At 43.1% G+C, this 13,310-nt stretch carries 7 protein-coding genes; 4 read left to right on the top strand and 3 right to left on the bottom strand.

All coding sequences use genetic code 11. From position 1 onward, the window contains the following. Positions 1-174: 174 nt before the first annotated feature. Together lldD and CWO13_RS03655 are read left to right on the top strand one after the other, a co-directional pair. Positions 175-1,314, top strand: coding sequence for an FMN-dependent L-lactate dehydrogenase LldD (gene lldD, locus CWO13_RS03665; RefSeq protein ID WP_010432610.1), 1,140 nt, complete (start codon positions 175-177; stop codon positions 1,312-1,314). A 370-nt stretch (positions 1,315-1,684) separates the two neighbouring features. Beyond that, positions 1,685-4,540 carry an FAD-binding and (Fe-S)-binding domain-containing protein gene (locus tag CWO13_RS03655; RefSeq protein ID WP_108082545.1) on the top strand — a complete coding sequence of 952 codons (2,856 nt, stop codon included), beginning with the start codon at positions 1,685-1,687 and terminating at the stop codon, positions 4,538-4,540. A gap of 78 nt (positions 4,541-4,618) precedes the next feature. Here CWO13_RS03655 and CWO13_RS03650 read toward each other — a convergent pair whose 3' ends face one another. From CWO13_RS03650 to CWO13_RS23325, 3 genes are all read right to left on the bottom strand, one after another. Then, the gene (locus CWO13_RS03650) at positions 4,619-4,930 is read right to left on the bottom strand and encodes a hypothetical protein (RefSeq protein ID WP_102478986.1); all 312 of its coding nucleotides are present in this window, start codon (positions 4,928-4,930) and stop codon (positions 4,619-4,621) included. Positions 4,931-4,986: 56 nt separating this feature from the next. Beyond that, a complete protein-coding gene (locus CWO13_RS03645) occupies positions 4,987-5,301 on the bottom strand; it encodes a hypothetical protein (protein ID WP_240698052.1) in 315 nt (104 codons plus the stop codon). A gap of 1,154 nt (positions 5,302-6,455) precedes the next feature. Beyond that, positions 6,456-6,794: a hypothetical protein gene (locus CWO13_RS23325; RefSeq protein ID WP_133146193.1), complete on the bottom strand. Its 339-nt coding sequence runs from the start codon at positions 6,792-6,794 to the stop codon at positions 6,456-6,458. A 351-nt stretch (positions 6,795-7,145) separates the two neighbouring features. Here CWO13_RS23325 and CWO13_RS03640 point away from each other — a divergent pair, with 351 nt between their 5' ends. Continuing rightward, on the top strand, positions 7,146-7,481 hold the full coding sequence (locus tag CWO13_RS03640) for a hypothetical protein (protein ID WP_102480546.1): 336 nt from the start codon (positions 7,146-7,148) through the stop codon (positions 7,479-7,481). 702 nt (positions 7,482-8,183) lie between these two features. Next, a complete protein-coding gene (locus CWO13_RS03635) occupies positions 8,184-13,304 on the top strand; it encodes an RHS repeat-associated core domain-containing protein (RefSeq protein WP_181359906.1) in 5,121 nt (1,706 codons plus the stop codon). Positions 13,305-13,310 lie beyond the last annotated feature (6 nt).

Here is a 13,310-nt window from a genome sequence, read left to right as displayed (position 1 = left end):
TGAGTTTCGGAATGGATACTAAAACACATCAACACCCTCGGGTATTAACGCCATTTTATTGCTTATCTGTTTCACTGTTTAAGAAACAACCAACGCTTACTTTTTCAAGAATTAAAGCAGCCCAAGCCAAGCTCTCATAGAAGGGCAACATCCCAAGAATTTAGGACTGAAATTATGATCATATCCGCATCGACTGATTACCGCGCCGCAGCAAAAGCGAAATTACCACCGTTTCTTTTCCACTACATTGACGGCGGTTCTTACGGTGAACATACCCTACGCCGCAACACGGCCGATCTTGCAGAGATCGCGCTCAAGCAGCGTGTCCTCAATGACATGTCAGATCTGAATTTGGAAACTGAGCTGTTTGGCGAAAAGCTAGCGATGCCGATTGCCTTAGCACCCGTTGGTCTAACAGGCATGTACGCACGACGTGGCGAAGTACAAGCTGCTAAAGCCGCAGACAATAAAGGCATCCCTTTTACCATGTCGACCGTATCGGTATGCCCGATCGAAGAAGTCGCACCTAAGATTGAGCGCCCCATGTGGTTCCAACTTTACGTACTAAAAGATCGTGGCTTCATGAAGAACGTATTGGAACGTGCCAAAGCGGCTGGCGTAACAACACTGGTCTTCACGGTGGATATGCCAGTACCCGGCGCTCGCTACCGTGACATGCACTCAGGAATGAGTGGTCCAAATGCAGCAATTCGTCGTGTATTTCAATCTATGCGTCATCCTAGTTGGGCCGTTGATGTTGGCCTTTTGGGTAAACCACACGATCTTGGCAATATCTCTACTTACCGCGGATCTCCAACCAAACTGGAAGACTACATCGGTTGGTTGGGTGACAACTTCGACCCGTCGATTTCATGGAAAGACCTAGAGTGGATCCGTGACTTCTGGGACGGCCCGATGGTCATCAAAGGCATTCTTGATGAAGAAGATGCAAAAGACGCCGTTAGATTTGGTGCAGACGGTATCGTAGTTTCAAACCACGGCGGTCGTCAGCTTGATGGTGTTCTATCAAGTGCTAAAGCACTGCCTGCTATTGCAGACGCGGTAAAAGGCGACACCAAGATTCTGGTCGACTCAGGCATTCGTACTGGCTTAGATGTAGTTCGCATGATGGCGATGGGCGCAGACTGCACCTTGCTTGGTCGCTCTTTCGTCTACGCGTTAGCTGCGCAAGGACAAGCAGGTGTTGAGAACCTACTCGACCTTTACGACAAAGAGATGCGCGTTGCGATGACTCTAACTGGCGCCAAGACAATCAAAGATTTAACCCGTGAATCTTTGGTGGGGTTAGATTAACCCGCCACGACTCGGATTCAGATTCAGATTCAGATTCGGACTAATGCTTTGGTCTACTTAGACTGAAGTTCAATCGGTGTCACAGCAATTCCACTGCCGTTGTGACACCGTTTAAGCACTGGAAAATAAAATAAAAAGCTAGGGCGTGTTGATCTTTCGAGTTGATTTTTGCAGCGAGTTGCTGGGTATTTATACAAGGCAGAGGCGTCGATGTGTAGCTAGCCTAAATGAGAAGCCGATAACGTAGTAGAAATGGCCAGCAAACGCTGCCCGAAGGGTTCAGCTAAAAGCGTTTTACTCGAACAAAATTTAACCACGAAAGGTCAACACGCCCTGAACAGTGCCAAATAAGAAGCACAAGGAAGCAAAGATGGAGACAAACACATCCCATGAGCGAGTAATTGACGTTAAAGCTTATCAGCAGCTTGAGGCGATACTGGCTCAAAAAATAGAAACGGAACGCATTGTCACGCAAGAGGCAAAGCGATTGGCTTACGGCACCGATGCGAGTTTTTATCGCTTGGTGCCGAAAATGGTTCTAAGGCTCAAGAACTTAGACGAAGTGATATTCACCATTCAAAGCTGTCGCGAACTCGGTATTCATTTTACCTTTCGCGCCGCAGGCACTAGCCTTTCAGGACAAGCGGTTTCAGACTCGGTACTCATCACACTGACCGACGACTGGCGTGGCCATGAAATTGTCGACAACGGCAATCAGATCATCCTTCAACCGGGTGTGATTGGTGCTGATGCCAACAAATACCTTGCCCCTTTCCAACGTAAAATCGGCCCCGATCCAGCCTCTATCAATACCTGTAAAATCGGTGGTATCGCAGCCAATAACGCCAGTGGCATGTGTTGCGGTACTGCGCAAAACTCTTATCGCACCGTTGAGAGCATGAAAGTCGTACTGAGTGATGGCACCCTGCTTGATACTGCTGATAACGCCAGTGTTGAGGCGTTCAAGCAATCACACAAAGCGCTGTTTGAAGGCATTGTCGAATTACATCAACAGACAGCGTCAAACCAAGAACTGGCCGACAGAATCCGCCACAAGTACCGCCTAAAAAACACCACCGGCTACGCGCTCAATGCTTTGGTCGATTACCACGACCCAATTGAGATCATCAAACACCTGATGATTGGCTCAGAAGGCACGCTCGGCTTCATCGCTGAGATTACCTACAACACGGTGATCGAACATCCGAACAAAGCTTCGGCGCTGCTAGTGTTTGCCGATATCGAGCAAGCAAGTAAAGCCGTGACGACACTATCCAAAACACCAGTTGCTGCGGTGGAATTGATGGATGGCAGAGCACTGTGTTCAGTCGCGGATAAACCGGGTATGCCTGCGTTTATGCCGAGCTTAGATTTAGAAGCAGCGGCGATTTTAGTTGAGTCACACGCCAGCTCCCAGCAGGACTTAGATTTACAATGTAAATCAATTTTGGATGCGTTATCGGAATATACGATTGTTGAATCAGTGCCTTTCACTTCCGATCCAAAGACAGTCGCGACTCTGTGGGGCATTCGCAAAGGTATGTTCCCAGCGGTTGGCGCGGTTCGTGAAGTTGGTACTACCGTTATCATTGAAGACGTGGCTTTCCCCGTTGAAAACCTCGCTAACGGCATTCGAGAACTGCAAGAGCTGTTCGATAAATACGACTACAGCGAAGCGATCATTTTTGGTCACGCCCTCGAAGGCAACCTGCACTTTGTGTTTACTCAAGGCTTCGACAGCCAAGAAGAGATCGATCGCTACGGCGGTTTCATGGATGACGTTGCCGAACTGGTCGCGGTGAAATACCAAGGTTCATTGAAAGCAGAACACGGCACGGGTCGTAACATGGCACCTTACGTCGAGTTGGAATGGGGTAAAGATGGTTATGCTTTGATGCAACAAATCAAGGCGTTGTTCGATCCAGAAAGACTGCTCAACCCCGGCGTTATTATCAACGACAATCCAAATTCACACATCACCAATTTGAAGCCAATGCCTGCTGCCGATGACCTTATCGACCGCTGTATTGAATGTGGCTTCTGTGAGCCTGTCTGCCCATCTCGTACGCTCACTCTATCGCCACGCCAACGTATTGTGTTGTATCGAGAGCTACAACGCCGCCGAGCAGTAGGTGAAGAAATAGAAGCTAGCGAACTAGAGAAGACCTTTGAATACCAAGGCATTGATACCTGCGCTGCGACAGGCCTGTGTGCCGAGCGTTGTCCAGTGGGAATCAACACTGGCGACTTGATTAAGAAGCTTCGTATCGCCAAGTATGAGAAATTTACGCCAATCGCTAAGTGGACCGCAGATCATTTCTCGACCACCACTAAGTTGACCAAGGTTGGCCTCAAAACCAACCAAGTGGCGAGCAAAATATTAGGCGAAAATACAGTCGGCAAGCTAACCAACGGCTTGCGTTCGATGACCAAAGGCGCAACACCAATTTGGATGCCTGAGATGCCGCAATCCAATAGTCACTCGCTAGTCTCATCACCAGTGACGGCAGAATCCTCAAGCAATCATAAGAAGGTGGTTTACCTGCCTTCGTGTGCGAGTCGCACCATGGGACAACAGAGTGATGCGGGCGACCAACGTCCCCTAACTGAAGTGACCATGTCTTTGCTTAACAAAGCAGGATTTGAGGTTATTCTTCCGAAGAAGCTAGATGACCAATGTTGTGGCATGCCTTACGACAGCAAAGGAATGACCGATTTAGCCCAATCTAAAGCGCAACAGCTCGAAGAAGTGTTGTGGCAAGCGAGTCGTCAGGGTGAATACCCAGTATTAATGGATACCAGCCCGTGTGCTAAACGCAGTATTGAACAGTTCACCAAGCCCCTAGAAGTGCTAGAGCCGACAGGGTTTGTGAACCAATACTTGCTTGAGCACCTGACACTTGAGCCACTGCAAGAGACCGTGATGCTGCATGTGACGTGTAGTTCTCGTCGAATGGGCTTAGAAGGCGCGATGTTGAGCCTTGCTAAAGCCTGTACCGAAGAGGTCATCGTTCCTGAGCATATTCAATGTTGTGGTTGGGCGGGTGATAAAGGTTTTACCACTCCAGAGCTGAATGAAGCGGCGGTACACCCACTCAAAGAACAAGTGCCGAGCAACTGTACTCGTGGATTCAGCAACAGCCGAACCTGTGAGATCGGTTTGTCACATCACAGTGGCATTCCGTATCAGTCAATCTTGTACTTGGTGGACGAAGTGGCGCAATAATTATGTTCAAAATGCAATAACACCAAAGAGGCTAGCCTAGCATAGCCTCTTTTTAACTTTTATCTCCAACCGAAATATTTAGTTTTTCATACTTAGTTTATCAATTGGCTTAAATCCCTTGTTACCACACCAATTATCTAACGGTTCACCAGGAAAAATGTTAGCTGTTTGCTTGTTTGAAGCCATCATAAACATGGACATAGAAAGAAAATGATCAAACTTTTTATCACCTACAACTTTTCTTTGTACTAGATACCAATCCCCCCCGCTCATTTGAAGTGCGAAATCCTCTCCACAATAATATATTTGAGTTATTGTTTGGTTAGCACCGGTAGCAAAAGCTCCAGTTGGGTTGATCGTTATTAATATTAAAAGTAAATATTTTTTCAACTTAAAATCCTATAAATCATTTTAATTGTCCTCTTAGGTATTGTTTCATAGATATACTAATTCTCAGGATCCCACTGATTTACAAGACACACTCCATCTCCATTTTCGCGACCTGATATATATACCGTTCCAGACTTTTTCCCTGCAATCCAACCAGCCAGAACTACAGAAGTTAAAGCTGTATACTCTTGCTTGATTAGCATCCATCCATATGGGCTTCCATTACACTTGGTTGGTAGTCCTGTATCTAACATAATCATTATACCCGCGGTTGTTGCAGTAAGATTTGAAATACTTCCACTCTGATAATTTTCAGCCGCATTCACACTCAATGACATAATGAAAAAAAATAATATCATTGTGATTTTCACCACTTTCCTCCCCCTAAATTCACATTTGTTTTCACAAACCATAACATATTTAATCTCTTCCTAATCACCGACGATTATAAATCGTTTATATTGTGCAAAAGAAACCTGTCCACCCAACATTTATATGACCTCGATTTCAATAAAGGTGTTCTAAAAAATATAGGAAGATAAATATCACCAATTATTAAAATTCAATAACCAATTAGATTAAATAGTCGCTGGGCGATACATTTCACATTGAATTATTAATATGTTAAAAAATAAAAATCTAATTACTGGGATGTACTACTATATAATTAAATTTAGGAAATACCCCCATACAATTACCATCAAGATTAAATGTAACTTTTTTCTGTGCAACCGAAGCTGCCATCAATAGGCTTAAGGTTTCTTTACCATTAACGTCATTTGACTTCCAGCGTATCGACGTCGATGAACATTCATTGCTTCCAACTACCTTATCAACCGAAACATAGCATGTGTTGTCGTGTAAATGACAACCTACTGCATGAATTGTTCTTGGTCCAGTAGTAGCCGCCTGAGAAAATGAACTTAGTGACAAAAGAAAAAATATAGCTTTTTTTTTCATTTTTATTTTAAAACCCACAATTATAATTAGTACGGATAGCAAAGAAAGCCAAACTTCTGTATCGCTACCATTGATTAAAATTCAAACCAAACAACAGTATTACCTCCTATCGACAAGAAGGGTATAAAAATCATTGTAAATGACTACATCGTATAGAATGGTAGTTCCAATAATAAAACGTTCATTAGAACCTACTTTGAACAGTCGAATACAGATTTATAATATTGTTTCATTTGTCTGACACAACATAGGAAATCTTACATGTAGGCTCATCAGAAACACGAATCCAGATTGGGTGTTCTATAGTGTGAGCACTCAAAATTAGACTATAGATTGAGTTGTAGTTTCTACTATTCGAATCAAGTTTCAAATAGTTATATTTTCCAGAATCACAATTCAATTTATTTTCTTCTCCAGATGTACCGACAGAAATGCCAGAATCAGTAACAACCAAGCGGGTTACTTTTACATTAGTACAATGAACGCCGTTGCAATCAGAAAAACCATACGGTGAGAAAAAGAACACTAAAAAAAACAATACTACTTTCAATATAAAGCCTCCCTCTTAAGAGCGTGGAATAAAGTCTAATCTTGTTATTTTAGTTTTAGTGTTTCCCCAAACGTTATAACAGCCATTCACCCACCCACTGACTTTTGCTCCAGAGTGCATTGAGGCTAACAAACCTGAATACATCTCTTTGAAGAAAATATTTTCTTTAGGTAACACATAAGTAGATTTAGAGTCACAGTTTTCGCTATGAGTTGTTTCCCCTGAAAAATAGACAAAGATATTCCCGGAATCATGAGCTATGATTTTTGTAATATTTTTGGTTCCAAAATTTGAATTTGCACTAGCTGACAAAGATATCAGACAAATAAAAAATAAAACGATAGACCTACTCACAGATCACCTCTTAATTAGCGACCGAGCTGAAAAATCACTATGAAAATTCTCCACACCAGTCAACAAAAATGACAATAAAGTCAATTAAAAATTCACCTAACGTTAAATCGCTTCTAAAAGATTAGAACCATACGTGCCAATTTAGGTGGCGCAATACTACTTTTTAACCGTAATTTTGTAAACTTTTTTCTTTTTGATGACATTCTATAAAATTTAACTGACATTTACCATTGCATCATGTAGCATACCGCCCGTTTTTTTATGGTAATCATGAAGCAACAATAACAAGTTCTTAAGAATTCTCTTTATCCATTCTGGAGCCCAGAAAATAATATTATTAAAGGAAAGGAAATGAAAAAAACAATGATTTCAGCTGGGTTGGCATTAATAACGTCAATGGCGGCACACTCCGCGACTACTTGGAAGAGCTCCCCTTGGGTTCATATTAAACACCTCTATCCTCACGACAGCGGTTTAATTGTGATAATTGACTATAAAGATGAAAATGTTTCTAGCTGCGACAACGGATCTCGATTTGGCATTTTAATTACTGACAAAAACTACAATGTCAAAGCAAGTGCTCTGATGGCTGCCTTTTCATCACAAAAAAAAGTGTTAATACGTTATGACCCACAACAAACTAAACAATGTGAAGCCAATATCAATCGATTTTTAGTTAGGCATTAAGTAGGCCAACACTGTGCGTAATAAAAGTTACGCCATTTTAGTCTACCTAGTTTTAGGCTCCTCCAGTCTAATAATTTCAACTTTAATCAGCTATTTCGAATAGTCATAAAGGAAATAATACTCTCGTATTAATTAATATCTCCTATGAGAATAATAAAAATAATTATATGTTTACTCCTTGCAGTAACATCATATGCTCGTTCAGCCACGCTTGATGTCTATCTAAAAGATGTAAGCAAAGACAATTATCAGTTCTATGCCAAGGTTATAGAATCGACCGATCGCCCCTTTGTTATGATTCATGGCGAAGTGGCAGTCCCTGTCCCAATTGGGCCTGGGTCTTCAGTACAATCCCGTACTCGATACTTGCGAGTATGGAAAGAAAATAAACATTGGAAAAGTGAACTCTTTACCAATAAAAATAAGACACGTTACAGTGATTTCGTGAAATGGAGTCGCAGTAATAAGCTTCCTAGTAACAGTTATAGTTACGATAAAACTGCCCAGTCAATATCTTTAGCGATGGGGGCTTATAAATTTAATATAAATAACTATAAAACCTCACCTAGGGTTTCTCAGTCTTATCGTGCCGTCACAACTGGTCTTATTAGAGGGTACTTCTCTTATCCATACTCATCATTTTCCCAATCTGACCAGGCGATTAATCTAGAGTCATATGTTACCGACCAAGGTCAAGCTGGTTTGTCTCTATCAGTACCATATGAGAATAAATCGGCACGTCTTTCTTTTGTCAAAAACACCCATCAGATCGAGGGAATTAAAGCTTTAGAAGCTAGCGCTTCCGTCTCGGTGACCAAAAAAGGCAGCTTAACGCAAGTGGACGTTGATCACAGCGATAGACTTGTTTCTTATTTCTTTAATACTCAGACTTGGATTGATCATAATTCTGGGGTCAAAAACCCTAATGGTTCTGGCTGGAAAAAAGCACCGTACCAAGCAGAATACTTATCAGCGATTGGTCAGTGTGAACGCCGAAAAGACGAGTTGGAGCCAACGTGCGCCCCTATTATCACGCTTGATTATGGGCGTGATGCTAACCTAGACGCCTTCCCGTATTTGAGTGGCTGGAGAGACAGTACACAAACCGTCAAACATCATTATAAGAAAATGGGAGGAGTACTCGCGATTATCAACAGTGATAACTTGCCACGCAATAACACTCAATCCCAAAAATCAAATTACACCTACTCGTTAAATAGCAAGGGACAACCAACTTCTGTTCGAGAAGAAAGTACTTTTGATCCATTAGCTCGTGTCCGCACAGTAACCAGTTATCTTACTCACGGTGCATACGCAGGCTTGGCTAATAACATTACCCGTTTTGGTATGTTAGATAACGTTGAGTATCGTCTCTCCAACACAGCCACAGAATGGCATTTAACCTCCTCAGGCCATGCTCAAAAATCAAGAGTTGTTGAATCCGTTTACGCTGAAGATGGCTCTCTCAGTCAAGAGGTAACAACAGAAAACGACTATGACGACAAAGATCGTTTAGAAAAGCGTTTAACGGTAACAAATAACGGCGAAGGCCAACAAATAGAAGAGGAAGTTCAATACCAGTATGCGAATGACTACCTAGTAGGGAAAATTGAAAAACGATCTATTGTTAGCCCAGCCTACGAAAATGGCGTCAGTGATCTACTGGTCAAAGAGTTCGAATATGAGTATGACAATGACAAGCTCATTGAGCAGCTGACACGTCAGGGGCGCTACGAAACACGGGATCACGTAATACAAGATAGCCAAGACCGAGTTATCTCGAGACGCCGAACGGTTAACGGAAAGCGTGTACTCGATGAAAAAATTGTTTATCAAGGCGACGATGTAATTCAGCGCTGTGAAAACAACCATTGTATTGATTACCAGTACCAAACAACAAGCGAGGGGCGTCTAGAAAAATCACTCATTAATGGCATCATTTACGATGAAACCCAATATGATGATCAACATCGTATTACGAGTAAAACCGTACGAGGTATTACCAAAAAATCCCAGTATTACCCAATTAATGAAGTACCAGCGCGACTTCAGGAATGGGTAGGCGTTTGTCCTACTGATACCACGTTTGTCACCTATTACTCATTGCCGGAATCAGTGACTTGTACCACCACTCGTGGTGAATTCAATGTTAGAAAAGGGTTGAATGATCGATTCATTATCACAGGTGAAACTAGAGATAATGACAACGCGAACCTAATCACTCTTCCTCATTTTGAAGGTGAAACCGCTGTCATACACACTGTTACTGGGGATCTTGATAGACAAAATATCGAGCACGAGGTTAATGGGCAGCTCAAAAAGCGTTCAGACATTTCAAAGAATCTGACCGAAACTTATGATCAATGGGGCAATGCAGTACGTCGCTACTACGACATCACAGGCCTTTTATACCGAGTAGAGGACCACTTAGGCAACGAAGTCACCTTCACTTATAACACCGATGGTAAAATAACGTCGTCTGAACTGAACGGAAACTCAGCCACCAGAATCATACACAAGTATGACGAACGTGGTCTTAGAACCGATACTATCGATCCAACGCGTGGACATTGGCAGTACCATTACAACGTCAACAAGCAATTGGAATGGCAGCAAGACGCCAATGGGGATCGTTCTGTGTTCAGTTACGATCAATTGAATCGTATCACTCGATTGAACACCGCCAATTCAACCATCTGTTATCAATATCCAACAGAACTACCATTAGCTGAACCAAGCCAAGTCATTCAAGTGGCGGGCAACCAAGATGAATGTGTCGGCCACCCTGTTCAATACCGAGAAGACAACACCTATCAATGGCCTAACGGTTGGCTGAAACAGCGTGATATAACACTAGAGGATGGGAAAACACAAAGCACTTACTACGATTACGATCTTAATGGTCAGGTCATCAAAGAGTCCACATCATCTCGATTGGGTAACAGTTTTGCTATCGAAACCGCCTTTAAGAATGGCGCGGCGTATAAATGGAGTAACGCTGAAACAGGCCGAGTATACAAAGAGATCTTGTCAGAAGATGCACAACAAAGACCGACTCACGTAAGATTTGGTAACGGCATAGAGGAGTTTTACCAATATGACCGTATATCAGGCCAAGTCACGCAGCAATCTGCGGCACGAAATGGTTTATTGGTTTATCAATTCGATTATCAATATGATCTCGACGATAGGTTGACTCGCAGGCTCCGTCATTTTTACTATAAAAATCGCAGCGAGACTTCATTTGAAGATGAATATGGGTATGACGATAATGGACGTTTAGCTTCACATGAAATAAAGCAATTTTGTATCAATGGCATATGCCAAAATATTGATGCAGGTAACTATATTTCAGCTGTCGCAGAGTACGAATACGACCAATATGGCAACATTACCTACAAAAAAGGGGTTGGCCAGTATTACTACGAATCAGACGATCCGTTCAAGTTAACACGCCTTGAAGAAGAAAACGGTGAAAATCGCGATTTTAGTTATGACTTAAACGGTAACTTACTAACTGATGGTGTTCGAGAGTTCGAATATCAAAACAACCGCTTGGTGCATGTCGCGAGCCATGACTCACAAGACAACAATGTTGTCGATCGCGATGAAACGCGTTTCACTTATGGCCCTGATGGTCAACAAATCGTTCGTACAGACAAACGCTTTGATATTGCAACATTGGAATGGACGACAACAAAAACGCTATCAACGGGGGCGTACAGCTATACCCAGAAGGATGGGGAATTTAGCGCACAAGAAAGTTTTGGTGGCAATGGTTTTTCGGTAAGTTGCAACGAGTCACTGTGCGGCACGGCCTACTCTCATACTGATCGCTTAGGCCAACGAATTATGGTCACAGGTTCTGAAGGCGATATCACCTCTCAGACCTTTACAGACCCGTTTGGTGCCACGCACAACATACTATTACCTGAAATGGATGACGCTTTTGCCGTGTCAACTGCCTACAGTTCAATGTTCGGACATGTGGGCGTGGCAGGCTTTGACCTTATCCATATGAAAGGAAGAGTCTATGACCCATACCTTGCTAGGTTCATTCAAGCTGACCCATTTGTAAAAGGGCAAGAGTCTGTTCCGAATTACAATCGCTACAGTTTCAAGCAGAACGATCCACTGAATACCCTAGACCCTAGTGGTTATTGGAGCCTAAAAAAGAAATGGAAAAAAGTAAGAAGGAAAGTCAAAAAGGTCTTCAAACGAGCAGAAAGCAAGATCAGGAATGAAGCCAAGCGCGCAGAGAGTAGAGTTCGAAATGAAGCGAAACGTGCTGAGAGCCGAATTAGAAAAGAAGCGAAAAGAGTTGAGAGCCAAATACGCAACGAAGCTAAGCGTGCTGAAAGCAACGTTCGTAATGAAGTGAAGCGTGTTGAAAGTCGGGTCCGAAACGAAGCAAAACGGATAGAAAGTCAAATACGTCACGAAAGCAAACGTTTTGAGCGAAGAATCCGCCATGAAGTAGGACGCTGGGAATCAGATGTTCGCCATGGTGTCAAAATCGTCGGCATGATGATCAAAGAAAATCCGGAAATGGTGATTGCCATGCTGGCTGCGGCCTGGGTTGTTGGGCCCGCGGCACTTGCTTATTTTCAAACCGCTATGCCTGCACTGCTAGGGACCACAGGAGCGGTTGCTGGTTCACTATCGGCAGTAATGACGCAAACTATCGCAGCTATGGCCGCAGGTGCCGTTACAGGTGGCGCAACTCACCTCATCGCCAATAAGGGAAGCTTAAAAGGTATCGAAAAGTCGATATTAATGGGGGCGGTAACAGGCGGCATCGCAAATGGTATAGCTCACGGCATCATGGAAAGTCAATTTATGGTTGACTTACTGGGTAACAATACATTTCTGCAAAGTGCTGCGAACATCGGGTTAAAGAGTGCGATGTTTGCGAGCGCCGATAACCTTATTTACGACCGAGATTTTTCTGATGCTCTGTTAGCCAACATATTGATGACCGCTACTAATAGCCAAATTGGTCAGCACATGTCGGATTTCAGCACCACCCTTCAGAGCTTTGTTGCGGCTGTAGCCGGTGGTATTATTACCACTGAAATCTATGGTGGTGATTTTGCGACAAATGTCGCTTCAGGGTTTATCCGTTCCTATATTGATTACACCAGTAACGAGTTAGGCGGTAACCTATTCGACGGTGATATCGCCGAAGCACTAGAACTGACCATGGATTTCATTCCGGTTGTCAGTAATCTTAAAGCGGTTATTGAAGTCTCCACCGGAAAAACAATATTTGGCGGACACGACATACCACCGAAGATATTAGGGCTAACTGCGGCGGCGATTTTCATTGGACCTGCAGCGAAAGTGGCAATACGTGGCGCTCAATTTGCTAAAGTTACTTTAAAGCATAGTGACGAAACGATAGGCCTGCTGACATCCAGCTCGAGCGTGTCCGGTGTTACAAAGGGTATAACCAGGTTGTCTGATGACCTTGCAGGTACCTTTACAGGTGGAAAGTATACTTCGAGAGTGCTAGAAAAAGATATGATTCTTTACCGCGCCGGTACAGCAGATAGACCACTGGGGCAATTCTTCTCAAAAGATATGCCTATTAGCGAGATTCAAACAAGAATTGATAAAGCAGTATTACCTGTTTGGCCTGGTGGTGCAAAATCTCCGCTTGATACTGTTTTTAAAGTTCGAATACCTGCTGGAACGCTAATTCATACTGGTCGTGTTGGCTCTCAAGGGGGGCATTTTGTTGGTGGTACTCAGCAGATTGTAGTCGAGAAACCTTGGTTGCTTGAAGGTGTGAAAGTTTTAGGCAACTCGCCTTTAAAATAGGAATAA

Origin of the sequence: Vibrio sp. ZF 223 (genome assembly GCF_003050585.1) — a bacterium.
Lineage (GTDB): Bacteria > Pseudomonadota > Gammaproteobacteria > Enterobacterales > Vibrionaceae > Vibrio > Vibrio crassostreae.
Note: the sequence above shows the minus strand (reverse complement) of the source record. Positions and strands in the feature narration are given on the sequence as shown.